26 protein-coding genes are annotated in these 26,291 nt (G+C 65.9%); 18 read left to right on the top strand and 8 right to left on the bottom strand.

Going from position 1 to position 26,291, the window contains the following annotated elements:
• Window positions 1-4: 4 nt before the first annotated feature.
• Window positions 5-1,015, bottom strand: a complete 1,011-nt coding sequence (locus AC6H34_RS10355) for an AraC family transcriptional regulator (protein WP_448150096.1) — start codon at window positions 1,013-1,015, stop codon at window positions 5-7.
• Between the two features lie 79 nt (window positions 1,016-1,094).
• Here AC6H34_RS10355 and AC6H34_RS10350 point away from each other — a divergent pair, with 79 nt between their 5' ends.
• Entirely contained in the window at window positions 1,095-2,297 is a 1,203-nt protein-coding gene (locus AC6H34_RS10350) for an MFS transporter (RefSeq protein ID WP_497538750.1), read from the top strand.
• Window positions 2,298-2,342: 45 nt separating this feature from the next.
• Here the strand turns inward: AC6H34_RS10350 and AC6H34_RS10345 are convergent, their stop codons facing one another.
• Window positions 2,343-3,434 carry a citrate synthase/methylcitrate synthase gene (locus AC6H34_RS10345; RefSeq protein ID WP_497538749.1) on the bottom strand — a complete coding sequence of 364 codons (1,092 nt, stop codon included), beginning with the start codon at window positions 3,432-3,434 and terminating at the stop codon, window positions 2,343-2,345.
• An 86-nt stretch (window positions 3,435-3,520) separates the two neighbouring features.
• Here AC6H34_RS10345 and AC6H34_RS10340 point away from each other — a divergent pair, with 86 nt between their 5' ends.
• The 5 genes from AC6H34_RS10340 to olsB all read left to right on the top strand — a co-directional run bounded on the left by AC6H34_RS10340 (window position 3,521) and on the right by olsB (window position 8,513).
• Window positions 3,521-4,684 carry a citrate synthase gene (locus tag AC6H34_RS10340; RefSeq protein WP_497538748.1) on the top strand — a complete coding sequence of 388 codons (1,164 nt, stop codon included), beginning with the start codon at window positions 3,521-3,523 and terminating at the stop codon, window positions 4,682-4,684.
• 107 nt (window positions 4,685-4,791) lie between these two features.
• A complete protein-coding gene (locus AC6H34_RS10335) occupies window positions 4,792-6,330 on the top strand; it encodes a YifB family Mg chelatase-like AAA ATPase (protein ID WP_497538747.1) in 1,539 nt (512 codons plus the stop codon).
• A 99-nt stretch (window positions 6,331-6,429) separates the two neighbouring features.
• Window positions 6,430-6,762 (top strand): hypothetical protein, encoded by a 333-nt coding sequence (locus AC6H34_RS10330; protein WP_497538746.1) that lies wholly within the window; start codon window positions 6,430-6,432, stop codon window positions 6,760-6,762.
• 48 nt (window positions 6,763-6,810) lie between these two features.
• Window positions 6,811-7,461 (top strand): Pr6Pr family membrane protein, encoded by a 651-nt coding sequence (locus AC6H34_RS10325; RefSeq protein ID WP_497538745.1) that lies wholly within the window; start codon window positions 6,811-6,813, stop codon window positions 7,459-7,461.
• A gap of 95 nt (window positions 7,462-7,556) precedes the next feature.
• A complete protein-coding gene (gene olsB, locus AC6H34_RS10320) occupies window positions 7,557-8,513 on the top strand; it encodes a l-ornithine N(alpha)-acyltransferase (RefSeq protein ID WP_497538744.1) in 957 nt (318 codons plus the stop codon).
• Between the two features lie 109 nt (window positions 8,514-8,622).
• Here the strand turns inward: olsB and AC6H34_RS10315 are convergent, their stop codons facing one another.
• Window positions 8,623-10,668 carry a M3 family metallopeptidase gene (locus AC6H34_RS10315; RefSeq protein WP_448150121.1) on the bottom strand — a complete coding sequence of 682 codons (2,046 nt, stop codon included), beginning with the start codon at window positions 10,666-10,668 and terminating at the stop codon, window positions 8,623-8,625.
• Between the two features lie 88 nt (window positions 10,669-10,756).
• Between AC6H34_RS10315 and AC6H34_RS10310 the strand changes: the two genes are divergently transcribed.
• Window positions 10,757-11,425 carry a sulfite oxidase-like oxidoreductase gene (locus AC6H34_RS10310; RefSeq protein WP_497538743.1) on the top strand — a complete coding sequence of 223 codons (669 nt, stop codon included), beginning with the start codon at window positions 10,757-10,759 and terminating at the stop codon, window positions 11,423-11,425.
• 124 nt (window positions 11,426-11,549) lie between these two features.
• Here the strand turns inward: AC6H34_RS10310 and AC6H34_RS10305 are convergent, their stop codons facing one another.
• A complete protein-coding gene (locus AC6H34_RS10305) occupies window positions 11,550-11,819 on the bottom strand; it encodes a hypothetical protein (protein WP_448150123.1) in 270 nt (89 codons plus the stop codon).
• Between the two features lie 2 nt (window positions 11,820-11,821).
• On the opposite strand from AC6H34_RS10305, the gene AC6H34_RS10300 reads away from it, so the two are divergent.
• Window positions 11,822-12,121, top strand: coding sequence for a transposase (locus AC6H34_RS10300; RefSeq protein ID WP_497538742.1), 300 nt, complete (start codon window positions 11,822-11,824; stop codon window positions 12,119-12,121).
• A 65-nt stretch (window positions 12,122-12,186) separates the two neighbouring features.
• On the opposite strand, the gene AC6H34_RS10295 is transcribed toward AC6H34_RS10300, so the two are convergent.
• The 3 genes from AC6H34_RS10295 to lepA form a co-directional block, all read right to left on the bottom strand.
• Window positions 12,187-13,182, bottom strand: a complete 996-nt coding sequence (locus tag AC6H34_RS10295) for an MBL fold metallo-hydrolase (RefSeq protein WP_497538741.1) — start codon at window positions 13,180-13,182, stop codon at window positions 12,187-12,189.
• A complete protein-coding gene (gene greA, locus AC6H34_RS10290; RefSeq protein ID WP_448150126.1) occupies window positions 13,175-13,669 on the bottom strand; it encodes a transcription elongation factor GreA in 495 nt (164 codons plus the stop codon). Before greA ends, AC6H34_RS10295 begins: the two co-directional genes overlap by 8 nt.
• Window positions 13,670-13,825: 156 nt before the next feature.
• The gene (gene lepA / locus AC6H34_RS10285; RefSeq protein WP_448150127.1) at window positions 13,826-15,631 is read right to left on the bottom strand and encodes a translation elongation factor 4; all 1,806 of its coding nucleotides are present in this window, start codon (window positions 15,629-15,631) and stop codon (window positions 13,826-13,828) included.
• A gap of 180 nt (window positions 15,632-15,811) precedes the next feature.
• Here lepA and AC6H34_RS10280 point away from each other — a divergent pair, with 180 nt between their 5' ends.
• The 10 genes from AC6H34_RS10280 to AC6H34_RS10235 all read left to right on the top strand — a co-directional run bounded on the left by AC6H34_RS10280 (window position 15,812) and on the right by AC6H34_RS10235 (window position 25,425).
• Window positions 15,812-16,522, top strand: coding sequence for an outer membrane protein (locus AC6H34_RS10280; protein WP_497538740.1), 711 nt, complete (start codon window positions 15,812-15,814; stop codon window positions 16,520-16,522).
• 100 nt (window positions 16,523-16,622) lie between these two features.
• The gene (locus AC6H34_RS10275; RefSeq protein WP_497538739.1) at window positions 16,623-17,114 is read left to right on the top strand and encodes a GFA family protein; all 492 of its coding nucleotides are present in this window, start codon (window positions 16,623-16,625) and stop codon (window positions 17,112-17,114) included.
• Window positions 17,115-17,280: 166 nt separating this feature from the next.
• Complete coding sequence (locus AC6H34_RS10270; RefSeq protein WP_448150130.1) at window positions 17,281-17,646, top strand: YciI family protein; 366 nt, start codon at window positions 17,281-17,283, stop codon at window positions 17,644-17,646.
• Between the two features lie 28 nt (window positions 17,647-17,674).
• A complete protein-coding gene (locus tag AC6H34_RS10265; RefSeq protein ID WP_497538738.1) occupies window positions 17,675-18,931 on the top strand; it encodes an RNA polymerase sigma factor in 1,257 nt (418 codons plus the stop codon).
• A 221-nt stretch (window positions 18,932-19,152) separates the two neighbouring features.
• Entirely contained in the window at window positions 19,153-20,343 is a 1,191-nt protein-coding gene (locus AC6H34_RS10260) for a M23 family metallopeptidase (protein WP_497538737.1), read from the top strand.
• A 359-nt stretch (window positions 20,344-20,702) separates the two neighbouring features.
• Window positions 20,703-22,136: an extracellular solute-binding protein gene (locus AC6H34_RS10255; protein ID WP_448150133.1), complete on the top strand. Its 1,434-nt coding sequence runs from the start codon at window positions 20,703-20,705 to the stop codon at window positions 22,134-22,136.
• 191 nt (window positions 22,137-22,327) lie between these two features.
• Entirely contained in the window at window positions 22,328-23,209 is an 882-nt protein-coding gene (locus AC6H34_RS10250) for a carbohydrate ABC transporter permease (RefSeq protein ID WP_497538736.1), read from the top strand.
• Window positions 23,209-24,045, top strand: a complete 837-nt coding sequence (locus AC6H34_RS10245) for a carbohydrate ABC transporter permease (protein WP_448150135.1) — start codon at window positions 23,209-23,211, stop codon at window positions 24,043-24,045. Before AC6H34_RS10250 ends, AC6H34_RS10245 begins: the two co-directional genes overlap by 1 nt.
• Before the next feature lie 4 nt (window positions 24,046-24,049).
• Window positions 24,050-24,283 (top strand): DUF2160 family membrane protein, encoded by a 234-nt coding sequence (locus tag AC6H34_RS10240; RefSeq protein ID WP_497538735.1) that lies wholly within the window; start codon window positions 24,050-24,052, stop codon window positions 24,281-24,283.
• A gap of 80 nt (window positions 24,284-24,363) precedes the next feature.
• On the top strand, window positions 24,364-25,425 hold the full coding sequence (locus AC6H34_RS10235) for an ABC transporter ATP-binding protein (RefSeq protein ID WP_497538734.1): 1,062 nt from the start codon (window positions 24,364-24,366) through the stop codon (window positions 25,423-25,425).
• A gap of 59 nt (window positions 25,426-25,484) precedes the next feature.
• Here AC6H34_RS10235 and AC6H34_RS10230 read toward each other — a convergent pair whose 3' ends face one another.
• Window positions 25,485-26,216, bottom strand: a complete 732-nt coding sequence (locus AC6H34_RS10230; protein ID WP_497538733.1) for a glycerophosphoryl diester phosphodiesterase — start codon at window positions 26,214-26,216, stop codon at window positions 25,485-25,487.
• Window positions 26,217-26,291 lie beyond the last annotated feature (75 nt).

Raw genomic sequence — 26,291 nt, 5'->3', positions numbered from 1 at the left:
TAGGCTAGCGGTTCGATCCGACCGCATTTTGCTCAAGACCGCCCCTCACCGCACCCGGCGATTGTCCCGTCACCCGCTTGAAGGCGCGGCTGAAGGCGGCCTGCGAGCCATAGCCCAGGCGTTCGGCGGCGATCTCGATCGACACGCGCTCCCGGCCGATCCATTCGGCGGCGAGGCGCATGCGCAGTTCGGTGACGTAGCGAAGTGGCGTCTGGCCTGTCACGGCCAGGAAGCGCTCGGCGAAGGCGGAGCGGGAGCTGCCGGTCTCGCTCGCAAGTTCCTCCACCGTCCAGTTGCGGCCCGGGTCGCGATGCAGCGCGCCGATGGCCCGGCTGAGGCGGGGATCGCGCAGCGCTTCGAGCCATCCGCTGACGTCCCCGCAGCCGCATTCCACCCAACCGCGTACGATGGAGGCGGAAACGACATCGGCAAGCCGCGCCAGGATGCCGGCCGAGCCCGCGCGCTCGGTGCGCACCTCACGCTCCATGGCCTGGAGCATCGGTACGATTTCAGGCTGGCGGTCGAGGAGCGTGCCCACCAGCATCACCTCCGGCATCAGCCCGACGAGCGGGTGCATGCCGCCGAGGTCGAACTCCATGCAGCCGCTGAAAACCAGCGCATCCCTGGTGGGGCAGCTCGCCTCCGGGCAGGCCGAGATGGCGCAGACGCACTGGCACAGCTCCGTGGTCTCGAAGCTGCCGACATCGCGGCTCGGCAGGTCGGCCGCCGAAACGAGATCATGCTCGCCGCCACGCGGCAGCAGCACCGCATCCCCCGCCTCGAGCCGATGCACGACCTCGCCGGGGCCGCGCAGGAAGACGGTGCCGGCAGCGATGAAATGAAACTGTGCCCGCCCCGGCACCGTACCGAAGCGCACGCCGAAGGGAGGCGCCAGCTCCATGCGGCGATACTGGACGCCTGTGAGGCGCATCCCGAGCAGAAGTTCGCTCACCAGATCCGATGAGGCTGGCCGGCCACGCAGGTTCACGACGGATTTGGACGAATGATCAAGCATTCTGGATTTGATGACATAGATCGTCCGGCCCGTCCATCCTATTTCTTGCTGCAACGCGAAACGATTTCGAGTGCATGACATGAACGATGCCACCACCGGTGCCCAGGCGGCGCCGACACTGCACACGGCCGCCTGGGGCGCCGTAATATCGATGATGCTCGGCGTCTTTGGCCTGGTGACGGCGGAATTTCTGCCGGCGAGCCTGCTGACGCCGGTGGCCCGCGACCTTGGCGTGACCGAGGGACTCGCCGGGCAGGCCGTGACCGCGACGGCCACGGTGGCCCTGGTCACCAGCCTGCTGGTAGCGAGCGTCACGCGGCGGCTCGACCGGCGATACCTCCTGCTCGCCTTCTCCGTGCTGCTGATCGTCTCCAATCTCCTGGTCGCGGGCGCGACGAGCCTGACGGCGCTGGTGCTCGGACGCGTCGTGCTCGGCATCGGTCTCGGCGGCTTCTGGACGATGTCCGCCGCCACCGCGATGCGCCTCGTTCCGGAGGCACAGGTGCCGCGCGCCCTGTCGATCATCTTCACCGGGGTCTCGGCCGCCACCATATTCGCCGCCCCCTTCGGCAGCTATATCGGCGAGCTCTATGGCTGGCGCACCGTCTTCCTGCTGGCGGCAGGCCTCGGCGTACTCGCCCTTGCCGTGCAGTTCGCGACGCTTCCCAGCATGGCGCCACAGGGCCATCCACGCCTGCGCACCCTCGTCGACGTCCTGGCCCGGCCCCGCATCGGGCTCGGCATGCTGGCCGTAACCCTGGTGTTCACGGGCCATTTCGCCCTCTTCACCTATATCCGGCCCTTTCTCGAGACGGTGACAGGGGTCGGCATAGGCAGCATGTCCGTGATCCTGCTCGGTTTCGGCGTCGCCAATTTTCTCGGGACGCTGCTCGGCGGCTTCCTGCTGGAGCGCGACCTGCGCCTCACGCTGATGGCGATGCCGCTGGTCATGGGCGTTCTCGGCCTTGTGCTGGCGGGCCTGGGCAGCGCGCCGCTGGCCGATACGGTGATGATCGCCCTCTGGGGCCTTGCCTTCGGCGCCGTCCCGGTGGCCTGGTCCACTTGGATCACCCGCGCCGTGCCGGATGAGGCCGAAAGCGCGGGCGGGCTGATCGTCGCGGCGGTGCAACTCGCGATCTCGATCGGCGCCTCCGCGGGCGGCGTCTTCTTCGATGCCAGCGGAGCAAGAGGCGTCTATGCGGCGGCGGGCATCGTGCTGCTGGTGGCGACGCTCATCATCCTGGCGGGAATCAGGAAGCAGGCGGTGCCCGCAGCAGCGTGAGGGTCGCGTTCGGCGTGCCTCCAGCAAGACGATATCGGGCGCTCCTCATGCCGCCTGGTCCGGTCGCGGCCCGACATAGCGGGACTGCGGGCGGATCAGGCGCCCGTAGAGCGCCTGCTCGCGGGAGTGGCCGATCCAGCCGGCGACCCTGCCCATGGCAAAGACACCGGTGAAGCTCTCGCGCGGGAACCCCAGGGCCTCCAGCAGCAGGGCGGTGTAGAACTCGACATTGATCTGCAGCGGCCGATCCGGCTTGCGGCGGGCGAGGATGCGGGTGGCGGCGGCCTCAACGCTCTCCGCGAGGACCAGGCGCCCCGCCGTCTGCTGCCCGCCAGCCGCCAGCGCCCTCACGGAACCTTTGAGCGCTTCGGCGCGCGGGTCCCGCACGCGGTAGATGCGGTGGCCGAAGCCCATCAGCCGCTCGCCCTTGTCCAGGGTCGCTTCCAGCCAGGCTTCGGCCTCTCCGGGCGCGCCGATGCCATCGAGCATGTCGAGCACCGGCCCCGGCGCGCCGCCGTGGAGCGGCCCCTTCAAGGCGCCGAGCGCAGCCAGGATCGAAGAGACCAGTCCGGCATGGGTGGAGGCGACAACCCGCGCCGTGAAGGTTGAGGCATTGAGGCCGTGGTCACTCACCGTGACGAGATAGGTATCGAGCGCCTTCGTCGCTTCGGGCGCCGCCGACGCGCCGTGCAGCATCCGCAGGATATCGGCGGCATGACCGTCCGCCGGGCGGGGAGCCACCGCCGGCTCACCCTGGCGCAGGCGGATGAAGGCGGGAACCAGCACCGCCGGGGCGGCAATGAGGCGAAGCGCCGTCGCCAGATCCTCCCCGTCGGCGAGCGGCGCCATGGCAGCGCGCAGGGCATCCGTCACGGGCAGGCGATGCAGAGCGGCCGCGAACGGCACCAGGGTCTCGAAGATCTCGGCCCGCGCGACACCGAGACGCGCGGCAAGCTCCCGCTCCGGCGGCAGGTCCTCGAAGAAGCCCGCAAGCAGCAGTCCGATCACCTCCTCGTAGCTTCGGCGCCCGGCGAGATCGTCAAGCGAATACCCCCTTATGATCAGGCGCCCGGCAAGGCCGTCCACGTCGGACATCACGGTTTCGGCGGCAACGACATCGTCCAGCCCATTGTTCATCGCAATCACTCCCATGCGTGGTTGCGGGCAGGATTCTCCCAGGATACATTGACGTCAATCTTGATTGAAATCATCAATGTAAGGCCATGAGCTGGATCACTTCCGAAGAGGCCCTCGCCATCCTGAAAGTCCAGCCGCAGACGCTCTATGCCAATGTCAGCCGCGGCAGGATCCGCACCCGCCCGAACCCCGACGATACGCGCCGGAGCCTCTACAGCGGCGATGACGTGCAGGCTCTCGCCCGCCGAAATGCCGGGCGGCGCAGCGTGGCCGCCGTGGCGACCCATACGATCTCCTTCGGCGAGCCCGTGCTCTCCTCCGGCATCTCGACCATCGCCGACGGTCGGCTCTGGTATCGCGGCGAGGACGCCGTGGCGCTCGCAGGGCATGCATCCCTCGAAACAGTCGCAGCCCTGCTCTGGCAGGCCGAGCGGGTCGCCTTCGAGGCCCCGCCCCCGGCCCATGGAACGCCCGCCCCAGCAAACCCCCTCGAAGCCGCGTTGCTCGCGCTGTCCCGCCGTGCGAGCCACGACTTTCCGACAGGCGGGCGTTCCCCCACCATGCTCTGCCGGGAGGCGGCCGGGCTGGTCAGCACCCTCGCGACGGCGATTCTCGGCGGCACCGGCACGGGCGTATTGCCGTTGCATGAGCGCGCCGCGCAGGCCTGGAAGGCGCCGGCGGCGGAAGATCTGATCCGGCGGGTGCTGGTGCTGCTGGCGGACCACGAACTCAACGCCTCGACCTTCGCCGCCCGCACGGCCGTCTCCACCGGCGCTCCGCTCGCCGCGGGCCTCCTCGCCGGCCTCGCCACCCTGGCCGGCCCGCTCCATGGCGGGGCGGCCCTGGGCATGCAGTCCCTTGCCGATACCGCCCGGCGCATCGGGGCGCGCCGTGCCGTGCATGACTGGCTCTCGCGTGGCCACCGCCTGCCCGCCTTCGGCCATCCGCTCTATCCGGAAGGAGATGCACGGGCCCGCGCGCTGCTGGCCCGCTTCGAACTGCCGGCGGTGTTCGCCGAGCTGCGGGAGGCCGTCGCCGGCCTGAGCGACGAGGAGCCCAATGTCGACTTCGCCCTCGCCGCCCTGGCCGATCACTGCGGCCTTCCGGCGAGTGCACCCTTCGCCCTCTTCGCCACCGCCCGCTCGGTCGGCTGGATCGCCCATATGCTGGAGCAGACGCGGCGCGGCGGCCTCATTCGCCCGAGGGCGCAGTATGACGGGCCCGCGCTGAGGACGGCAGCCATCGGATAGCCAGCGGCAGCGGCCTGCGTCCGGCCAACGAAATCACGTTTTGTTCTCATTTCCTCTTGGCGTTACGTCATGTCCCCGCTATCCTGGCGCGGGCAGGGGGAAGGCAGATGGTTTCGCGCGTCTCTACGGTAGCGTTCGAGGGCGTGGAGGCCCGCAAGGTCGACGTGCAGGTGCAGATCATGCCCGGCTCCGTCGCCTTCACCATCGTCGGTCTGCCCGACAAGGCGGTATCGGAAGCGCGCGAACGCGTGCGCTCGGCGCTGGTCGCCACGGGGCTGGCGCTTCCCGGCAAGCGCATCACCGTCAATCTCGCGCCAGCGGACCTTCCCAAGGAAGGCGCCCATTTCGACCTGCCCATCGCCCTCGGCGTGATGGCGGCGATCGGCGCCATTCCCCACGATGCGCTCGAGGGCTATTGCGTACTCGGCGAACTCGCCCTCGACGGCACCATCAGCGCCGTCAACGGCGTGCTGCCGGCCGCCGTCGCCGCCAACGGCCGGGGCCTCGGCCTCATCTGCCCCGCCGCCTGCGGCCCCGAAGCCGCCTGGGCCGCAGCCGACATGGACATCCTGGCGCCGCGCTCGCTGATCCAGCTCGTCAACCACTTCAAGGGCACGCAGATCCTGTCGCGGCCGCAGCCGCGCATTGCCGCCGCCGCACAGCCTATGCCCGACCTCCGGGACATCAAGGGCCAGGAGACGGCGAAGCGGGCGCTGGAAGTGGCGGCGGCGGGAGGCCACAATCTCCTGATGATCGGCCCGGCCGGGTCCGGCAAGTCCATGCTTGCTTCGCGCCTGCCCTCGATCCTGCCACCTCTGGCGGCAAGCGAGCTTCTCGAAGTCTCGATCATCCATTCGGTGGCCGGCCAGCTCGCAGGCGGCGAACTGACGAGCCGCCGCCCGTTCCGCGCTCCGCATCATTCGGCCTCGATGCCCGCCCTGATCGGCGGCGGCAGCAATGCCCGGCCGGGCGAGGTCTCGCTTGCCCATAACGGCGTGCTGTTCCTCGACGAGATGCCGGAATTCACCCCCTCGACGCTAGACGCCCTGCGCCAGCCGCTGGAATCGGGTGAGGCGGTGATCGCCCGTGCCAACGCCCGCGTCACCTATCCGGCCCGCATCCAGCTCGTCGCCGCCATGAACCCCTGCCGCTGCGGCAAGGCCAACGATCCAGGGTTCACCTGCCGGCGCGGTCCCGTGGAGCGCTGCGCGGCCGACTACCAGGCCCGCATCTCGGGCCCGCTGCTCGACCGGATCGACATCGTGATCGAGGTGCCGGCCGTCTCCGCGGCCGACCTGATCCTGCCGCCGCCGAGCGAAGGTTCGGCCGATGTCGCGGCCCGCGTCGCCGAGGCGCGCCGGCGCGCGGCGGAGCGCTATCATCGCCTCGGCCTGTCCGAAGCCTCCACCAATGCCGGCGTGCCGGTTTCGATCGTGGAGCAGGTCGCCAGGCCGGACGAGGCCGCCATGCGGCTCCTGCGCGATGCCTCGGAAGCCATGCGCCTCTCCGCACGCGGCTTCCACCGCGTCCTCAGGGTGTCGCGCACCCTCGCCGATCTCGACGGCGAGGCGGATGTCGGACGGATCCACATCGCGGAGGCGCTGAGCTACCGCGCGAGGACGGATCGTGCCACGGTACTCGCATAGAGGCCGGGCGCCTGATCTCGACGGCGGCCTGCAATGGCAATCGCGCTGCAAAGAGGCTATCCCTGGCCGCGTTGTTTCATGACTCGTTCGAGATCCTTCATGCGCCTCCTTCTTTCATCCCTGACACTTCTCGCCAGCGTTTCAGCCAGTCTTGCCGCACCTGCCCATCATTGTGCCGCCGATGCCGTCAAACAGGGCGAGGCGCTTCTCAAGTTCCATTCCGGCAATGACGAACGCGCGAAGGTGGACCCCGACAGCGTCAAGCAGATCGGCACCGTGAAGGCATTGGTCGGCAATGGGCGCTTCGACGTGCTGGAGGTCGAGGGCTGGATCTACAAGGGGGATTACCGCATGCGCTTGATCTATGCCCAGATGCCGGGCGAATGCGCACTCATGGGCCAGGAGATCTTCGAGAGAAGCAATCCCTATTGAGGGATCTGCCGGGGACGGAATGGGATGGCGTCGCGATCGAGACTGGCCGTGGCATTGCATGAACAGGCAAACCGGCCGGGCGCGGCCCTGATCGCCGTCGTCGCCTGGTTCAGCGTCGCGCTGCGGGCATGGATCGTGGTCGGCGCCGTCACCGCCGAGGGCGGCTCGGTTCTGGACGGCTTCGTCACCGTGTTCAGCTATTTCACGATCCAGACGAACACGATCCTTGCCGTCGTGGCCACGGCCTGCGCCCTGTCCAGCCGCCATGACGGCTTCCTCACCCGGCCGCGGACGCTCGGCGCCATCACCGTCTACGTCGTCATCGTCGGCGTGATCTACGCCGTCCTGCTGGCCGGACTGAGGCAGCTAAGCGGCCTTGCCGTCATCGTCGACATCGGCCTCCACCGGGTCCTGCCGGTGCTGTTCACGCTCTACTGGCTGGCCTTCGTGCCCAAGGGGCGGCTTTCCTGGCGCGATCCTCTGTGGTGGCTGGTCTTTCCGGCCCTCTATGTCGTCTATTCCCTGATCTACGGCGCGCTGACGGACCGCTATCTCTATCCCTTTTCCAACGTCCCGCTTCTCGGCTATCCCCGGGCTCTCGGCAATGCCGGACTGATCCTGCTCGCCTTTTACGGCCTGGGTCTCGCCCTCGTGACACTTGATCGCATTCTGGCTCCAAAGGCCCGTTCCAACGTCTAGAAGCGCCTGATTATGCTAGGCTCGGCATGTCACAAATGTTTCTGCATTCTGTGATGAAGAAGGGATTGTGAAGGGGATTCGGGCAGGGGCCGCAAATGCCGACGACGACGCCGAAAGGCTTTCTAGCAAAGATCGATCCGCGCGGCTGGGGCAGCCGGCTGCCGGGCGGCATAGTGCCGCTGGCTCCGCGCCGGCTGAAGCCGGCCTTGCGCCAGCGCCGCGCCGAGAATATCGGTCTGCCCATGACACTTGGACGCCTCGGTTCCCTCGAAGTGCGGCTCGCCCAAACCGCCAAGGACGTGAAGAAAGCGCAGAAGCTGCGCTATCAGGTCTTCTACGAGGAGATGGCCGCCATCCCCAATACGCTGTCCCTGGTCTCCCGGCGCGACCGCGACGACTACGATACGCTTTGCGACCACCTCCTGGTGATTGACCACGCCGCCGCTCCGGGGTTTTCCGGCAAGCCCGGCGGCCAGGTCGTGGGAACCTACCGTCTGCTGCGCCAGGAGATCGCCCAGCGCCATGGCGGCTTCTACTCAGCGTCCGAATACGCCATCGAGCCGCTGATCGCCGCCCACCCCGGCAAGAACTTCCTCGAGCTGGGCCGTTCCTGCGTCCTGCCTGCCTATCGCAACAAGCGCACGGTGGAACTGCTCTGGCACGGCATCTGGACCTATGTGCTGCACCACAAGATCGACGTGATGCTGGGCTGCGCGAGCCTGGAAGGCACGGAGCCGAGCCGCATCGCCTTGCCGCTGGCCTTCCTGCACCATCACGCCGCGGCCGAGGGCGAGTGGCGGGTGAAGGCGGTGCCGGAGCGCTACATCTCGATGAACCGCATCGCCAAGGAAGGCATCGACGTCAAACGCGCGCTGCATGCCCTGCCGCCGCTGATCAAGGGCTATCTGCGCCTCGGCGCCAGCTTCGGCGACGGCGCGGTGGTCGACCACCAGTTCGGCACGACAGACGTGCTGGTTGTGCTGCCGGTGGACAAGATCAACACCCGCTATGTCGACCATTTCGGCGCGGGAGCGGAACGGCACGCGGCATAAGCCGGCTGCGCAGGCGTTTCGTCCGCCCACGCAAGCGCTGCGTCTGGTGCCGGCCCGAAGGTCGGCACCTCTTCCATCACTCAAGCGCGGGCAGGATGCCCCCGCTTCGCTACGCCGCCAGGCCGCGCTTCCTCAGCAGCGCTTCCGGCTTCGGATCGTGTCCCCGGAAGTCCTTGTAGGCCTTCGCCGCATCCTGCCTGTTGCCGGCCGCATAGACGAATTCCTTCAGCTTCCGGGCCGTCGCGGGATCGAAGATGTTCCCCGCCTCGACGAAAGCATCGAAGCCGTCGGCATCCAGCACTTCCGACCACAGATAGGAATAGTAGGCCGAGGAGTAGCCCTCGCCCGAGAAGACATGCTGGAAATGGGGCGGACGGTGGCGCATCACCATCGCCTTGGGCATGTCGATCTCCGCCAGGACCTGCTTCTCGAAGGCGCCGGCGTCGAAGCCCTCGGCGTTGTCGAGCAGATGCATCTCCAGATCGACCAGCGCCGATGAGACGTACTCCACCGTGGCGAAGCCCTGGTTGAAGGTCCGGCTGGCGAGGAGGCGATCGAGCAGCGCCCTCGGCATCGGCTCGCCCGTCTTGTAGTGCACGGCGTAACGCTCCAGCACCTCCGGCTGCTCGAGCCAGTGCTCGTAGAGCTGCGAGGGGAATTCGACGAAGTCGCGCACGACGCTGGTGCCGGAGAGCAACGGGTAGGTGACATCGGACAACAGCCCGTGCAGGCCGTGGCCAAGCTCGTGGAACAGCGTGCGGGCATCGTCGAAGGAAAGCAGCGTCGGTTCGCCGGCCGCGCCGCGCGCGAAGTTCATCACGTTGACGATGATCGGCTTGACGTCGCCGTTGAGCTTCTCCTGGCTGCGGAAGGCGCTCATCCAGGCGCCGCTTCGCTTCGAGGGGCGGGCGAAATAATCGCCGTAGAACAAGCCGACCGTCCGGCCGTGCCCGTCCGTCACCTCGAAGGCGCGCACGTCGGGATGGTAGACCGGCACGTCCTTGCGCTCGGTGAAGGTGATGCCGAACAGGCGGCTTGCCGTATCGAAGGCCGCCTCGATGATCTTGTCGAGCTGGAGGTAGGGCTTCAGCTCGGCCTCGTCGAGATCGTATTGCTGCTTACGCTTCTTCTCCGCGTAGTAGCGCCAGTCCCAGGCCGAGAGCTCGATATTTTCGCCCTGCTCGGCGGCAAGATGCTGCAGGCCCTCGCGTTCGATCAACGCCTGCCTGCGGGCGGGCTTCCACACCGAATGCAGCAGATCCATCGCGGCCGCGGGCGTTCCGGCCATGGAATCGTCAAGGCGGTAATGCGCGAAGGTCTCATAGCCGAGAAGCCTGGCGCGCTCGGCACGCAGGGCGACCATCTCCGAGATGATGGCACGGTTATCGGTGGCCCCGCCGCCCTCGCCGCGCGCGAGCCAAGCCCTGAAGGCGGTCTCGCGCAGGTCGCGCCGGGCCGAGAATTGCAGGAAGGGCTCGATGAGGGAACGCGAGAGCGTGACGATATGCCCGCTCTCGCCACGGTCCGCCGCCGCGCCCGCACTGGCGGCGCGCAGGAAATCCGGCAGGCCGGCGAGATCGGCCTCGCCGTCGAGCCTCATCATCCAGGCCTTCTCGTCGTTGAGGACGTTCTGGCCGAACTGCGTGCCCAAGCTGGCGAGGCGCTCGGAGATGGCGGCCAGGCGCTGCTTCACCTCCTCGGACCTGCCGGCACCGGCACGGCGGAAGGCCATGTGGTAGCGCTCGAGCACGCGACGCTGCTCCGGCGTCAGGCCGAGTTCGTCGCGCCTGGCATGGAGGGCGTCGATGCGGCGGAACAGCTTGTCGTCGAGATAGATCGCCGTGTGATGGCGCGAGAGGATCGGCGCCATGTCGCGCTCGATCGCCTGGATCTCCTCGTTGGTGTTGGAACCGGCAAGGTTGAAGAATACGGAGGCGACCTGGTCCAGTGCCTGGCCGGCCCGCTCGAAGGCGCCGAGCGTATTGTCGAAGGTGGGCTCCTCGCCGCTCTGCGCGATCGCCGCGATTTCGCCCCTGTTCGCCTCCAGTGCCGCGTCGAAGGCGGGCCGGTAATGCTCGTTGCGGATCTCGGCGAAGGGCGGTGCGGCGAAAGGCGTGGCCCAGTGGGCGAGGAGGGGATTGCTGGATGCGGACATGAGGGCTCTCGATTCGAATCCGGCTTTTATAGCAGCCGAACTTTCACTGACCGAAATATGCATTATCTTCGGGTTTGTGGAGGGTGCCATGGCCGACGACAAGGATCCCGCGACACCGGCGGACTCGAAGCTGACCCGTACCAAGCAGCTTTGGGCGCAGGCGGGCAAGTTTCTCACCGGCAGGACCTCACGCCCGGACAGCGAACGCCTGCCGCCGGGCCAGCACCTCGTGAGGGACTGGCCCGTGCTCGATCTCGGCCTGCATCCGCAGGTGACGCGACAGACCTGGCAGCTCGACGTCTTCGGCGCGGTGGAGAACCCGATCGTCTGGGATTTCGCCGCCTACTCGGCCCAGCCGCAGAGCACGGAGGTGTGCGATATCCACTGCGTCACCACTTGGTCGCGCTACGACAACCGCTTCGAAGGCCTGTACACGCAGGCGCTGGCCGAGATCGTGCGGCCCAGGCCGGAGGCCAGCCACGTCGTGCTGCATTCGTCCGACGGCTACACCACCAACCTCTCCCTGCAGGACTTCCTCGGCGACGACGTCCTGATCGCCCATGCCTGGAACGATGCCCCGCTCAGCCGCGAACATGGCGGCCCCGTCCGCCTCGTGGTGCCGCGCCTCTATTTCTGGAAGAGCGCCAAATGGCTCAGCCGGATCGAGTTCGCGACCCGCGACAAGCCCGGGTTCTGGGAAGTGCGCGGCTATCACAACCGAGGCGATCCCTGGCGGGAGGAACGCTACGCGGATTGATGCCTGGGACCGCTGGAAGAGCACGCGAAACATCCCTGGGACCGCCAGCATCCTGCTGGCCCTTGAACCACCGGCCCTCAAGGAAGGTGCAAAGCTGCTCATGACATTCCAAACAGAATGGCGCTCACGCGGCTATCTTCCGCATTGGAAAGCGGGCGAAGTACCGCAATCGATCTGCTTTCGGCTGACCGACTCGCCTCCCGATTTTGTGTTTCGCCAAGGCCTGGCTGAGCTGAATGATCTTCCTGAGCAGGAAGCGGCGATCAAGCAGCGTAAGAACCTGGAAGCCCAGCTCGATAGGGGTCATGGCGATAATCTTCTCAGGCAGCCGCAGACGGCTGGCATCGTTCAGGCCGCTCTGCTTCATTTTGACGGCGACAGGTGCCGAATTCATGCTTGGTGCATGATGCCAAACCACGTGCAGTTGCTGATGAAGCCATTGGGCGAGCATACCATGCCGCGCTGCTCAACACCCGGAAGTCGTTCACGGCCCTCCATATCAACCGCTCGCCGGGGAGGGAGGGTCAGGTCTGGTACAGAGAATATTTCGATCGGAAGATCCGCAATGAGGGTCATTTCGAAGTCGCCCGGCACTACACCGAGCAGAATCCGGTGAAGGCGCGGCTGTGTTGCAGGGCAGAAGATCGGGCGTTTTCCAGCGCCGCCCATTGGGCAGGAAGAAGCGCCGAGATCTGAAAGGCCGATGTTCCAGAATGCCAGCAGGATGCTGGTGGTCCCAGGGGGATGCCCCCCTCTCCGGGCTACCCGGCCGCCTTCATCGCTATGATGACCGCTTCTCCTGGCGCCGATATCCGGAAATCGAGACCTGCCCTTCCCGGTGCCGCCATGGCGAGCGCTTCGGCCAAGAGGCGTGGCGGTGCGTCCATCGCATCGTCGGCGAGAGGGAACGAGCCGTGATGAATGGCGAGGCTCACCTGCGATTCGAGCGTCAGGCTGGCCGAGACTGCCTCGGTCGGATCCATATGTACCGGCTTCATGAACCACCGCGGCTCATAGGCGCCGATCGGGAGGAGGGAAAGCGTCATCGGCCCGAAGTGCCGGCGTATCGCGGCGAAGTGTGCGCCATCGCCGGTGTCGCCCGCGAAGTAGATCGTGCCGCGCGAGGTCTCCAGCACGAAGCCGCCCCAGAGCGCGGCGTTGCGATCGAAAGGACCGCGCGCCGAGAAGTGTTCGGCTGGCACATAGGTCACACGCATCCTGAAGGCCTTGTGCGCCTGCCCCCAGTCGAGCTCCGCCACCCTGTCCGAAGGCACTGATCGGCCGACGCCCAGACCGGTGAGGATCAGGGGATCGTCGCGGCTCGCCAGCATCTTCAAGGTCGGGCGGTCGAGATGGTCGTAGTGGTTATGGCTGAGCAGAACGAGGTCGATCGGCGGCAACCCGGCCAAAGCGAAGGCTGGATCGCGCACCCGCTTGACGCCGAGCCACGGCAGAGGCCCGGCCGTTCGGGACAGCATTGGATCGGTGAGGATGTTGATCCCGGCCATTTGCAGCAGCACGGTCGAATGCCCGATCAGGGTGGCGCGAATGGTGCCGTCGATCACGCGCGCGGCCGGCGGGGCGACCTTCGGCGAGGCGAGATTTTTCGGCCAGGCGGCGCGGCGGCGTGTCAGCATCCATTTCAGGGCCGAAGCAAAACCATGGGCCTCGGGGCCCGAGAGATTGGCGAAGCGCCGGCCGTCGAAGGGCGCGGGGCCCAGGCCGGAGGCCACGGGAACGAGCCGTCCCCTAGCCATGCGCCGGCACTTCGATCGCCAGGATCTCGATCTCCTGGCCGGCAAGCTCGACCACATCGCCGGTGCGCTTGCCCGTCAGCGCCCTCGCCATCGGCGAAACATAGGAAACCGTACCCTGCCTTGGATCCGCCTCGTCCTCTCCGACGATGGTAAAGGCCTGCCGGCGGCCATCACCGCGCTCGAAGGCCACCCGTGTGCCGAAGCCGACCTCGCCCGCCTCGCGCGGCTCGACCAGTTGCGCCGTTCTGACCCGTTCGGTGAAATAGACGAGGTCGCGCAGTGCCGGTGCGGCTTCGCGCCGGCGCTCATTGGCATCTTCGATCGCCTGGGCCTTGTCATAGGTTGTGCGCGCCGTGTCCATCGCGGCCTGCAGCAGGGCCAATCCCCGGGCCGTCACCAGATTGGGGTGCGGCGAGACGGGACGGCCCGGCAGCTCGACCTCCGAAGCCGTCGCGGCGCTGTCTTCCCGTGCGAATGCAACGCTCATGACGAACCTCCTGGGAACGCCGGCTTCCAGCCAGCTCTTTTGAGCCGTCACCCGTGTTGGATGTAGGCCGTGGCGACGTATTTGGGGAGAGGTCCCAAGCCATCTGGAAGCCAGCCGTTGCAAGGGCCCGGCTGGAAGCCGGCGCTCCCGAGCGGCCTAGCCGTCCACCTTAAGCGCGGCGATGAAGGCTTCCTGCGGAATGTCGACCTTGCCGAACTGCCGCATCTTCTTCTTGCCTTCCTTCTGCTTCTCCAGAAGCTTGCGCTTGCGAGTGATGTCACCGCCGTAGCACTTGGCGGTGACGTCCTTGCGCAACGCGCGGATGGTCTCGCGGGCGATGATCTTGGCGCCGATGGCGGCCTGGATCGGGATGACGAACATGTGCTGCGGGATCAGGTCCTTCAGCTTTTCGCACATGGCGCGGCCGCGGCTCTCGGCCCTGTCGCGATGCACCAGCATGGAGAGCGCGTCGACCGGCTCGGCATTGACGAGGATCTGCATCTTGACGAGATCGCCCTCGCGGTAATCCGTGAGGTGGTAGTCGAAGGAGGCATAGCCCTTGGAGACCGACTTCAGGCGGTCGTAGAAGTCGAACACCACCTCGTTGAGCGGCAGGTCGTACTGCACCATGGCGCGCTTGCCGACATAGTTCAGGTCGACCTGGATGCCTCGGCGCTCCTGGCAGAGCTTGAGGATCGAGCCGAGATAGTCGTCCGGCGTCAGGATGGTGGCGCGGATCCAGGGCTCCTCGATCGAGGCGATCTTCACCACGTCCGGCATGTCGACCGGGTTGTGAAGCTCGATCTGCGAGCCGTCCGTCATGTTGATCTTGTAGATCACCGACGGCGCGGTGGCGATCAGGTCGAGGTTGAACTCGCGCTCCAGGCGCTCCTGGATGATTTCCAGATGCAGCAGGCCGAGGAAGCCGCAGCGGAAACCGAAGCCGAGGGCGGCGGAGGATTCCATCTCGAAGGAGAACGAGGCGTCGTTGAGGCGCAGCTTGCCCATCGCCGCACGCAAATCCTCGAAATTGGCGGCATCGACAGGGAAGAGGCCGCAGAAAACCACGGGCTGCGCCGGCTTGAAGCCCGGCAGCGGCTCGACATTGTTCTTGCGGTCGTCGGTGATGGTGTCGCCGACGCGGGTATCCGCGACTTCCTTGATCGAGGCTGTGATGAAGCCGATCTCGCCGGGGCCGAGCTCGGCGATGTTCTGCATCTTGGGCCGGAACACGCCGAGACGGTCGATCTCGTAATGCGCGTCGGTACCGATCATCTTGACGCGCTGGCCCTTCTTCAGGGTGCCGTCGAAGATGCGCACCAGCACGACCACGCCGAGATAGGCATCGTACCAGCTGTCGACCAGCAGCGCCTTGAGCGGGGCGTTGCGGTCGCCCTTGGGCGGGGGCAGCCGGGTGACGATGGCTTCCAGCACCTGGTCGATGTTGAGGCCTGTCTTGGCCGAGATCGGCACGGCTTCGGAGGCATCGATGCCGATCACGTCCTCGATCTGCTGCTTGATGCGGTCAGGCTCGGCCGCCGGCAGGTCGATCTTGTTGAGCACCGGCACCAGCTCGTGATTGGCGTCGATGGCGTGGTAGACATTGGCGAGCGTCTGGGCTTCCACGCCCTGGGAGGCGTCGACGACGAGGAGCGAACCCTCGCAGGCCGCCAGCGAGCGCGAGACCTCGTAGGCAAAGTCGACGTGGCCGGGCGTGTCCATCAGGTTCAGGATGTAGTCCTTGCCATCCTGCGCCCGATAGTTCAGGCGCACCGTCTGCGCCTTGATGGTGATGCCGCGTTCGCGTTCGATATCCATGGAATCGAGCACCTGCTCGACCATCTCGCGATCGGTCAGCGTGCCGGTGGCCTGGATCAGACGATCGGCAAGCGTGGACTTGCCGTGGTCGATATGGGCCACGATGGAGAAATTCCGGATATTTTCGATGGGTTCTGCGCTCATCCGCGCGCAATAGCAGAGAGGGATGGGCGCGCCAAGGGCCTACGACCCGATGCCGGCCTCCGAAACGGTGAAAGCGCGTCCTCGACGGCAATCCTTAACCAACTCTTAACGAGGCATGCCATTTTCCGCCACAGTGCTGTATCTGTATTGGAAGCGTCTGCCGAAGTCGGGACCGTGCCCTTGAGATCGACCGCCATCCTTGCCGCTGTCGCAGCAATGTTCACGGTTGCTGCTAGCGCCGCCGATCTGGGCGTCCCCGCGGCCGAGCCGGCGGCGCCCCTCCCCGCCTATGCCCAGTACAACTGGACCAGCGCCTATGTCGGAGCACAGGCCGGCTACGGCTGGGGACGCTCGACCGGAGGTTCTCCTCTCCTCGGCCTGCGCAAGCTCGATCCCAAGGGTGCGTTCGGCGGCATGCATGCCGGCTACAACTACCAGTTCCCCGCCGGCCCCGTGCTCGGCGTGGAAGGGGAAGCCAATTTCACCGGCATCAGGGGCGACGGAGGACCGTTGTCCAGCGGCGGGACGGCGCTGCTGGGGACCCATGGCGGCTCCAGGATGGACTGGAACGCCGCGGTCCGCGCCCGCGCCGGCTATGGTCTCGGCCGATGGCTCCCCTACATCACGGGCGGTGTCGCCTTCGGCAACTATAAGTTCGATCCCGTCTACGGCGCGGCCGGTCCGCACCCCTTTTCCGACACGCTCACGGGTTGGACCATCGGCGCCGGAATCGAATATGGATTCACGGACAACATCACCGGCCGTGTCGAATACCGCTATACCGACTATGGCGACATGAAGAAGGCCATCGGCAGTACGCTGCCTCCGACAGAATCGCGCACGGACCTCAAGACCAACGACGTACGCGTCGGCGTGAGCTACAAGTTCTGACACGACGAAAACGCGGGGCCGGCGCCGGACCCGATGCCCCTTTCGAATCGTTCCTTCCGGGTCTCAACTCCCTCCCCCGGTTGAAGCGAAAGGAAAAGCCATGCTGCTGAAGGGATCCTGCCACTGCCGCGCCGTGGAATTCAGCGTGGACGCCATGAGCCCGGTACCGTTCATGCATTGCCACTGCTCGATCTGCCGCAAGACCGCCGGTTCCGGTGGGTATGCCATCAATCTGGGCGCCCATGCCGACAGCCTGAAGGTCACGGGCCGCTCGCATATCCGGATCTACCACGCCGTCATGCGCGAGGAAGGCGAGCCGGACGCACGCTCGCCCGCCGAACGCAATTTCTGCGGTGAATGCGGCAGCGCCCTCTGGCTTTGGGATCCACGCTGGCCGGAGCTGATCCATCCCCACGCCTCCGCCATCGACACACCCCTGCCCAAGCCTCCCGAGGTGGTGGAGGCGGCCCTAGCCTATGCCCCCGACTGGATCGAGGTGCCCAAGGGCAAGCGCCATATCCACTGCGAAACCTGGCCGCCGGAATCGCTGGAGGACTGGCACAGGCGCCACGGCCTGTGGAGCGGGAGATAGGCCCCAGGGCCGAATTGAATGTCTCTTCCGGGGCGAACGGAGAATTCGCGCGACCGGAAGATTTTTCCATACCGCGTGTCGGATCGCTTCATTCCCGTTCGTTGAAACAATAGCGAGACATTCGGGGGCATCGACGCCTCGCTCGCCCGAAGGAGGAACCCGCACCATGCGCTTCATGTTCATCGTCAAGACCGACCACCAGGGACCACCCTCGCCCACATTGATGGAAGCGATGGGCAAGCTCGTCGACCGTGAGATCAAGGCCGGGCGCCTGATCGATTCGGGCGGGCTCATGCCGATGGCCACGGGCGCACAGCTTCGCCTGAAGGCGGGGCGGCTGGATTTCATCGACGGCCCCTTCGTCGAGGCGAAGGAGGTGGTCGGCGGCTATGCCGTCTTCGAGCTGCCGGGCAGGGAGGAGGCCATCGCTTCCATGCAGGAGTTCATGCAGCTCCACAAGGACCTGATGCCTGAGTGGGACGGAGTCTGCGAGATGCGTGCCTTCATGCCGACCGGTCAGGAATGCGGTTGAACCGCCGCAGGCCACCGGGGTGGCCGCCGTGACGGCCCCCGAGATCCATCGCGCCATCCTCGCCGCCTGGCGCATCGAGCAGCCGCGCCTGATCACCAGCCTGGCGCGGATGCTGCGCGACGTGCCGCTCGCCGAAGATCTGGCGCAGGAGATCCTCGTCGCCGCCCTCGAACACTGGCCGCGGACGGGCGTGCCCGAGAGGCCGGGCGCGTGGCTGATGGCGGCCGCCCGGAACCGAGCGCGCGACCATCTGCGCCGCCGGCCGATGCTCGACCGCAGCCACGCCATGCTCGCCCGGGACCTGGAGGAGGAGCAGCAAGCCATGCCCGACTTCGACTCCCGCCTCGACGACGACATCGGCGACGAGATGCTGCGGCTGATCTTCACCGCCTGCCACCCCCTGCTGCCCCACGAGGCGCGCGCCGCACTCGCGTTGCGCATGGTGTGCGGCCTCACCACCGAGGAAATCGCCCGGGCCTTCCTGATGCCGCCGGCGACGATCTCCCAACGCATCCTGCGCGCCAAGAACACCCTCGCGGCCTCGGGCCTGTCCTACGAGACCCCGCGTGGCGAGGAACTCGCGGCACGCCTCGCCTCGGTCCTCGAGGTCGTCTACCTGATCTTCAACGAGGGCTATACCGCCGCGCGCGGGGAAGATTGGCTGCGGCCGCAGCTTTGCAACGAGGCACTGCGCCTTGCCCGCGTGCTTGCCGCCCTGGCTCCCGGCGAACCGGAGGTGCACGGCCTGCAGGCGCTGATGGAACTCAATGCCTCCCGCACGGCAGCGCGCACCGGCGGCGATGGAGAACCCATCCTCCTGCTCGATCAGGACCGGGGATTGTGGGACCGGCTGCAGATCAGCCGCGGCCTGCAAGCTCTTGCCAGGGCGCGCAGTCTCGCAGGCTGCTCCGGCTTCTACGTCCTGCAGGCCGAGATCATCGCCTGCCACGCCATGGCGGAGCGAGCCGAGGATACCGACTGGCCTCGCATCGCCGGCTTCTATGCCACGCTGGCCGCGCTCACCCGCTCCCCAGTGGTCGAACTGAACCGCGCGGTCGCGGTGGGCATGGCCGAAGGCCCGGCGGCCGGTCTGGCGATCGTCGAGCGCCTGGCGGACGAACCAGCGCTAAGGACATATCACCTGCTGCCGAGCGTGCGAGGCGACCTTCTGCTCAAGCTCGGGCGGCGCCAGGAGGCGAGGATTGCCTTCGAGGCCGCCGCCGCCCTGACTGGAAACGCACGCGAAAGCGCCTTTCTGCGGCGGCGGGCCGAAGACGCCCGGTAGGACGAGGCGAGCTCATCTCAGTTCGCCGGAAAACTTGAGTCACCGCCGGGACAAATAAAGGCGACCCAGCGGATGAGGGTATAGATCAGCTTCCGGCGGCCTCTGGCGCATATCCCGGCCGAGGATTCAGTATATCCCTTGACAATACATGAAACTGAAATGGAATATTGCTGTGATGGCTCAATCTTCATTGGAAAGAGAGCCAAAAGGGGATTGGACTCATGCGTTTCTCGCCGATTTTTGCCGGTATGGCGGTATTTCTGGCGGCCTCGGCAGCCTCCGCCCAGTCCCTCAAATCCAACGAAATCCTGAGTACGGTCACCGTCCAGCCGGTCAGCGAACCGAACCCGGTCGCCGGCGCTGACGGGCGGGTCCATCTTGCCTACGAGTTGCTGGTGGACAATCCGACCAGCCTTTTCGTACGCCTCGACAAGGTCGAGGCGGTGGACGAGGCCGGCAGGAGCCTCTTCTCCCTCGAGGCAGACCGCCTCGCGAAGATGATGCAGCTTTATGGCGGCAGCGATCGCATGATGTCGCCGGGGGGCACCGCCATCGTGTTCATGGATGTCAGTCTTTCCGGTTCCGACAAGCTCCCGGGCAAGGTTTCGGCCCGTATCACCGCCTTCCGCCAGCATGCCGGACCGGACGGCAAGCCGGCGCCGCTGCCGGCGGACGCGCCAATGCCCGCAAACTACACCTTCACGGGCGGCGCCACCGCCATCGGCAGGCCGGCCGTGGTGGTCGAGCCGCCCCTGCGCGGAAAGGGCTGGATCGCGGCCAATGGCTGCTGCGACGCCATCACCTCCCACCGCGGCGCCACCATGGCGGTCAACGGCCTCCTGCGCGTGCCCGAACGCTTCGCCATCGACTGGCTCAAGCTCGACGCGGACGGCCACGTCTTCACCGGCGACGGCACCCGGCTCGAAAGCTACGCCTATTACGGAGCCGAGATCTACGCGGCCGCCGACGGCACCGTGGTGAACCTCTATGACGATTCCGACGAACAGGTTCCGAGCCAGCCGGCGCGGGGGATCACCACCGAGAACATCGGCGGCAACATGCTGGTCACCGACATCGGCAACGGCGCCTTCGCCTTCTACGCCCATCTGCAGCGGGGGAGCCTGAAGGTGAAGCTGGGCGATCACGTCAAGGCCGGCCAGGTCATCGGCCTGCTCGGCAACACCGGCAACTCCACCGCGCCGCATCTCCACTTCCACGTGATGGACGGTCCCTCGCCCCTGGATGCCAACGGCCTGCCCTATGTGTTCACGCGCTTCTCCAGCCAGGGCGTCTTGGCACCAGGAAACGAAGATGCGCTTGAGCAGGGAGGAGAGGCCAGGATCGAGCCGAGGCTCAAGGGGGAGCATGTGAATCAGTTGCCCCTGAACGACGAGGTGGTGGACTTCGAATAACCGGTGAGCCCGGCCTCCCCATGAGCGTTCGAAGCGATTTGATGAGCGAAACGCCACGCATCTGAGCGATCCAAGCCAGCCTTTTTGCCGAAAACCGGAATCTCGGCACAATTTGGCGTTGCAGAGATGGAGTCGTATTGACTAGCTTTGTCGAAGCGCGCAACAAAATAGAAGTCCGCGCCGGTTGAGGCATATCGCTCTCTGAAATCAAGAATAATTCAAGAGATCGGTCGTTCGCGGGCAAGGACAGGCGCGGCATGCTGCGCCCCCCGCAGCAGTCCGGCTGGGCTGCCACGAAAAACAGGGTCAACCCGTGGTTGCGCGGGGCACAAGACTTTCACAACGCTAGGGAGACGAGAATGTACAGGAAGATAGGGGCTGGGCTGGCCGCTGCGACCTTGAGCTTGATGCTCGCCACGACATCCGCCTTTGCGGATTTCTGGTCCGACGCCAGCAAGGATCTGAAGGGCGTCACCATCCACGGCATTTCGGAGAGCACGCCGCCCTCCAACTACGTGAAGAACGTGCTCGGCCCGGCCTTCACCAAGGCCACCGGCATCAACGTCGAGTTCGAGGCCACGTCCTGGGACCAGATGTACGACAAGGCGATCAAGGACATGGAGGCCAAGACCGGCATCTATGACTTCGTCTACATCGAGCAGGACATCATCTATTCCTATCTGGCGCGCAACTTCCTGGTGGACATCACCAAGACGCTGGCCGACAAGCCGGCGCTGAAGTCGCCGGACTACGATCCTTCCAAATTCACCAGCTTCGCCAACTACTTCAAGGGCGACAACGGCGATCTCTTCGGCGTTCCGATGGAGGCCTTCATCAAGGTCTACCTCTATCGCAAGGACCTCTTCGACGATCCGGCGATCAAGGAAGCCTTCAAGAAGAAGACCGGCAAGGATCTCGCCCCGGCCAAGACCCACGAGGAATACAAGGCCATCGCCGACTTCTTCACCGACTACGGCAAGGAGAAGGGCGAGGAGCTGTGGGGCTCGACGGTTCAGGCCAATACCGGCCATCCCGCCTCCTGGTACGAGTTCTTCGAGAGCGTCGCGCCGACCTTCGGCGTCTACAACTGGGGCATCGACGCCTCCAAGAACTATGCCGCGACCGTGGCGAACGGCGGCACGATGAACAGCCCCGAGGCCAAGAAGGCCCTCGAATACTGGCTGAGCCTCCTGCAGGATGCCCCGCCTGAATCGACCGCCAGCACCTGGGACGAAGTCGCCGCGACCTTCGCGGCCGGACGCGCCGCACAGGGCCTCGTCTATGGCGAGAACGCCGCCTGGATCGCCACCGATGCCTCGAAGTCCAAGGTCGTGGGCAAGGTCGGCGTCGCCCTGCCGCCGCTCGAACCCGGCGTGCTGCAGGCAGCCGAATCCGGCAAGGGCTACATCGGCTACTATGACGGCGGCGCCTTCGGCGTCTCCTATGCATCCAAGCAGCAGGATGCCGCCCTGCTCTTCCTGCAATATGTCGCGCAGGAATCGGTGCAGGCCGACTGGGCCGTGGCCGGCGCCCGCATCACCCACACCGCCACCTATGACGATCCCAAGGTGAAGGCGCAGGACGAGAAGACCAACGGCTACTACACGCTGATGAAGAACGACGGCAAGCTCTTCGCCGGCGCACCGCCCTATCCGTTCCACGCCCAGGTGCGCGAAGCCACGGCCTCGATCTTCTACAAGGCCATCACCGGCGACCTGAGCGCCTCGGACGCTCTCGACCAGATGGCCGAAACGACGGAAGCCGAACTCAAGAAGCTCGGCTACCGCAAGTAGACGCGGACAAGCGGGCCGCCGCGCGCCTTGAGCGGCGGCTCTTCTCAGAGGACCAACTCGCCTAGGGCGGTGCTGCCCCTCGCCTCCATCCTCATCCCGCCCTTGCGGGGGGAGGATGGAGGCGAGGGGCAGCGCAACGTTGGGAGCCGGGCGCCTCATGCTTCTCTCCCGCCGCCTACAAAGGAAACCTCATGCGTTCGTCGACAACCGGCTGGCTCCTGCTCGCGCCGACCCTTCTGATCCTCGTCCTCTTCGGTGTCGTGCCGTTCATCTATGTGCTGGTGGTCTCCTTCAGCCAATGGAACAGCTTCGCCGCCGATCCGGCCATGCACTTCAACGGGCTGGATAATTTCCGCGCCCTGGTGTTCGACACCGATTTCCTGCGCTCGATCCGCTCGACGCTGCTGTTCGGCGTGTTCGCCGTGGTGAGCGAGATCATCCTCGGCTATCTCCTGGCGCAGCTCTTCACGCGCGACTTTCCGGGCAAGGGCTTCTTCCGCACCATCCATACGCTGCCGCTCGTCATCGCCCCGATCGCCGTGGGCGCGATCTGGCGCCTGCTGCTGACGCCCGGCCTCGGACCCGTGCCGACCTACCTGCGCAACTGGTTCGGCATCGACCTCAACATCAGCCGTTTCTCCGACCAGGCTTTCACCGCCGTCGTGCTGATGGATATCTGGCACTGGACGCCGCTCGTCACCCTGACGCTGCTGGCGGCGCTGTCCTCCCTGCCGAAGGATCCCTTCGAGCAGGCTCAGATCGACGGCGCCAATCGCTTCCAGGTGTTCTGGTACGTCACGCTGCCCATGCTGAAGCCGGCCATCCTCGCCACCGTCTTCATCCGCCTGATGGACGCGCTGCGCACCTTCGACGAGATCTTCATGCTCACCAGCGGCGGCCCCGGCGACGCCACCCGCTTCGTCGGCCTCTACATCTTCCGCGTGGTGTTTCCCAAGAAGGACTACGGCTATGGCGGGGCCATGTCCGTCATCGTGCTCTACCTGACCATCGTCATGTGCTGGCTGCTCTACTCGGCCCTTGTGGCCCGGCGCGATTTGCGGAGGCCCGAATAATGCGCAAGCAAAATGCTCTCGTCAGCATCGTCCTGTGGATCGTGCTGAGCATCGTCACCCTCGCGCCGATCTACTGGCTGTTCGTGGTCTCGGCCAAGAGCCGCGTAGACCTCTTCGGCTCGCCGAGCTTCCTGCTCAAGTCCTTCTATCCGGACAACTACGCCAATGCGCTGACCGACCCCGGGTTCCAGAAATACATGCTGAACTCGATCATCATCGCGACCTCGAACGCGGCGCTGGTCACCCTGCTCGGCTTCCTCGCCACCTATGCCCTGTCGCGCTACAAGCTAGTGGGCAAGGAGAACGTTTTCTTCTGGACCATCACCAACCGCATGGCCCCGCCGGCCGTGTTCCTGCTGCCGCTGTTCCTGATCTACACGCAGGTCGTCACCTTCGGCGACTGGAAGCTCTTCGACACGCGCATCGGGCTAATCCTGCTCTATTGCGTGTTCAACCTGCCCTTCGCGGTCTGGACGCTGCGTTCCATCATCGATGCCATTCCGGTCGAGCTCGACGAGGCCGCGACCATCGACGGCGCCTCGACCTTCCAGCTTCTCACCAAGGTGATCTTCCCGCTCGCCCGTCCAGGCCTGGCGGTGACGATGATCCTCACCTGGATCTTCGCCTGGAACGAATATCTGCTGGCAGCCACGCTGACGAGCGTGCAGGCGCGCACCATCACCACGCTGCTGGCCGAATATGTCTCGGTCACCGGCACCAATTGGGGCCAGCTCGCGGCCACCGCCATGCTCACGATCGTGCCGGCGCTGATCATCCTCGGCGTGGTGCAGCGCCATATCGTGGCGGGCCTCACCTTCGGCGCCGTGAAGGGGTAGAGCCATGAACGATTTCGCCAATCTCGACGAGCAGGACGAGGAAGCCACGAAGGTCGTGGCGGAAAAGACCGGCTTCCTGCCCATCCATACCAACGGCTTCGATCGCGGTTTCATCGCCCTGGTCTGCCTGATCGCCATCCATCTGTTCTGGATGCGCTTTCTGGAAGCCCATCTGTCGATCTACGTCGCCACGGCGATCTCGGTCGTGCTCGGCTTCTTCATCATCAAGAAGGGCTGAGGCGGCGGAGCCGAAGCCGGATTTTCATCTATGCAGGGCCTCGGAAACGCCAGGAGGCCCCAGGAGAGCGGGACTTTCGAATGGCCAATGTCAAGATCAGGGACGTCGTCAAGAACTACGGCAACGTCAAGGTCATCCACGGCGTGTCGGTCGACATCGAGGACGGCGAGTTCGTGGTGCTGGTCGGGCCCTCGGGCTGCGGCAAGTCGACCCTGCTGCGCATGGTGGCGGGCCTCGAGGAGATTTCCGGCGGCGAGGTGATGATCGGCGACAAGGTGGTGAACACCAAGCCGCCCAAGGAGCGCGACATCGCCATGGTGTTCCAGAATTACGCGCTCTATCCGCATATGAACGTGGCCGACAATATGAGCTTTTCGCTCCGTCTCAAGGGCACGCCCAAGGCGGAGATCCAGCAGAAGGTGAAGCGCGCCGCCGAGATCCTCGACCTCGGCAAGCTGCTCAACCGCTTCCCCCGGCAGCTCTCGGGCGGCCAGCGCCAACGCGTCGCCATGGGCCGCGCCATCGTGCGCGATCCCCAGGTGTTCCTCTTCGACGAACCGCTCTCCAATCTCGACGCCAAGCTGCGCGTGGCGATGCGCGTCGAGATCAAGGAACTGCACCAGCGCCTGAAGACGACGACGATCTACGTCACCCACGACCAGATCGAGGCCATGACCATGGCCGACAAGATCGTGGTGATGAAGGATGGGCGCGTGGAGCAGATCGGCAATCCGCTCGATCTCTACGACAAGCCCGCCAACACCTTCGTGGCCGGCTTCATCGGCTCGCCCTCGATGAATTTCATCGAGGGGCGGCTCGAGCAGCGGGACGGAACCACCGTTTTTGTCAGCAAGACCGGCACGGTGCTTCCCGTTCCGGCCGCGGATGCGGCGCCGGGCCAGGAAGTCATCTACGGCATCCGGCCCGAACATATCGACCACGCCCCCGGTGGCAGCGCAGCCACGATCTCGGTGCTGGAACCGACCGGCTCGGAGACCCAGATCTTCGCCCATGTCGGGCAGGATCCGATCGTGGCCGTCGTGAAGGACCGCATTCCCGAGAGGCCGGGCGAGACCATCCAGCTCAGGATCGACGTGAAACGCGCGCACCTGTTCGACAAGGAAACCCGGAAGAGGCTCTGATCCCCGGCAGGGGACCAGGACGGCTCGCCGTCGATCGCACCGTCATTCCGGGCGTGCCCTCACGCCACCCGCAGGATCCGGCCGGGAAAATCGGTGAAGACGCCGGCGACACCGAGATCGAAGAGTTCCCTGGCCCGCTCTGCCGTGTTGACCGTATAGGAGAGGAGCGGGCGTCCGGTCGTGGCATAGGCGGCGATCGTCTGCGGCGTCTCCCTGCTGTGGTCGAAATTGATGGCGGCGGCGCCGACTTCGTCGGCGATGGCGGCCCAGTCGTCCGGGCGGTCGTAGATCAGGTAGCCCAAAGGCAGATCCGGTGCCAGCGCGTGCGCCGCCCTCAGGCTCTCGATCGAAAAACTCGAGACCAGCAGCGGGCCCTCCAGCGGACCGAAGGCCTCCAGAGTGGAAAGGGCAATCTCGGCCGTTCGCACATCCGTGCCGGGATAAGGCTTGATTTCGACGTTCAGTCCCAGCCTCAGCTCGCGGCAAAGAACCAGCACGTCCTGCAGGGTGGGGACGTGCTCCCCGGCAAAGGCCCGTCCGAAGGGGGCGCCGGCATCGAGCTCGCGGATTTCCTTCCAGCTCCTCTCGAAGACCGGGCCCGTGCCCGTGGTCGTGCGGTCCAGCGTATCGTCGTGAATGATGACGGGCACTTCGTCGCGCGTGAGCTGGACATCCACTTCCACCATCCTTGCCCCGAAGGCCGCGGCGCAGCGGATGGATTCGAGCGTGTTCTCCGGCGCATGCGCCGCCGCGCCACGATGCCCGATGACGCGCGGGATGGAACCCAGCATGGCAGTTTCTCTCCAGGGAAGAATCGGTGCCCCGATATGGCTGAGAAGTCGGTAGGAAGGGAAGGGGTCTTCCTC

The sequence above is a fragment of the Labrys sp. ALF-8 genome, assembly GCF_059699065.1.
This window is presented reverse-complemented; position numbering and strand designations above follow the sequence as displayed.

What these genes read in the sequence shown, in the direction of transcription:
- AC6H34_RS10240 (WP_497538735.1), top strand. Translation starts at nt 24,050, where the DNA reads ATGAACGATTTCGCCAATCTCGACGAGCAGGACGAGGAAGCCACGAAG.
- lepA (WP_448150127.1), bottom strand. Translation starts at nt 15,631, where the DNA reads ATGAGCGCAGAACCCATCGAAAATATCCGGAATTTCTCCATCGTGGCC.
- AC6H34_RS10255 (WP_448150133.1), top strand. Translation starts at nt 20,703, where the DNA reads ATGTACAGGAAGATAGGGGCTGGGCTGGCCGCTGCGACCTTGAGCTTG.
- AC6H34_RS10350 (WP_497538750.1), top strand. Translation starts at nt 1,095, where the DNA reads ATGAACGATGCCACCACCGGTGCCCAGGCGGCGCCGACACTGCACACG.
- AC6H34_RS10315 (WP_448150121.1), bottom strand. Translation starts at nt 10,668, where the DNA reads ATGTCCGCATCCAGCAATCCCCTCCTCGCCCACTGGGCCACGCCTTTC.
- AC6H34_RS10245 (WP_448150135.1), top strand. Translation starts at nt 23,209, where the DNA reads ATGCGCAAGCAAAATGCTCTCGTCAGCATCGTCCTGTGGATCGTGCTG.
- AC6H34_RS10230 (WP_497538733.1), bottom strand. Translation starts at nt 26,216, where the DNA reads ATGCTGGGTTCCATCCCGCGCGTCATCGGGCATCGTGGCGCGGCGGCG.
- AC6H34_RS10330 (WP_497538746.1), top strand. Translation starts at nt 6,430, where the DNA reads ATGCGCCTCCTTCTTTCATCCCTGACACTTCTCGCCAGCGTTTCAGCC.
- AC6H34_RS10310 (WP_497538743.1), top strand. Translation starts at nt 10,757, where the DNA reads ATGGCCGACGACAAGGATCCCGCGACACCGGCGGACTCGAAGCTGACC.
- AC6H34_RS10295 (WP_497538741.1), bottom strand. Translation starts at nt 13,182, where the DNA reads ATGGCTAGGGGACGGCTCGTTCCCGTGGCCTCCGGCCTGGGCCCCGCG.
- AC6H34_RS10335 (WP_497538747.1), top strand. Translation starts at nt 4,792, where the DNA reads ATGGTTTCGCGCGTCTCTACGGTAGCGTTCGAGGGCGTGGAGGCCCGC.
- greA (WP_448150126.1), bottom strand. Translation starts at nt 13,669, where the DNA reads ATGAGCGTTGCATTCGCACGGGAAGACAGCGCCGCGACGGCTTCGGAG.
- AC6H34_RS10260 (WP_497538737.1), top strand. Translation starts at nt 19,153, where the DNA reads ATGCGTTTCTCGCCGATTTTTGCCGGTATGGCGGTATTTCTGGCGGCC.
- AC6H34_RS10250 (WP_497538736.1), top strand. Translation starts at nt 22,328, where the DNA reads ATGCGTTCGTCGACAACCGGCTGGCTCCTGCTCGCGCCGACCCTTCTG.
- AC6H34_RS10275 (WP_497538739.1), top strand. Translation starts at nt 16,623, where the DNA reads ATGCTGCTGAAGGGATCCTGCCACTGCCGCGCCGTGGAATTCAGCGTG.
- AC6H34_RS10355 (WP_448150096.1), bottom strand. Translation starts at nt 1,015, where the DNA reads ATGCTTGATCATTCGTCCAAATCCGTCGTGAACCTGCGTGGCCGGCCA.
- olsB (WP_497538744.1), top strand. Translation starts at nt 7,557, where the DNA reads ATGCCGACGACGACGCCGAAAGGCTTTCTAGCAAAGATCGATCCGCGC.
- AC6H34_RS10235 (WP_497538734.1), top strand. Translation starts at nt 24,364, where the DNA reads ATGGCCAATGTCAAGATCAGGGACGTCGTCAAGAACTACGGCAACGTC.
- AC6H34_RS10270 (WP_448150130.1), top strand. Translation starts at nt 17,281, where the DNA reads ATGCGCTTCATGTTCATCGTCAAGACCGACCACCAGGGACCACCCTCG.
- AC6H34_RS10340 (WP_497538748.1), top strand. Translation starts at nt 3,521, where the DNA reads ATGAGCTGGATCACTTCCGAAGAGGCCCTCGCCATCCTGAAAGTCCAG.
- AC6H34_RS10345 (WP_497538749.1), bottom strand. Translation starts at nt 3,434, where the DNA reads ATGAACAATGGGCTGGACGATGTCGTTGCCGCCGAAACCGTGATGTCC.
- AC6H34_RS10305 (WP_448150123.1), bottom strand. Translation starts at nt 11,819, where the DNA reads ATGAATTCGGCACCTGTCGCCGTCAAAATGAAGCAGAGCGGCCTGAAC.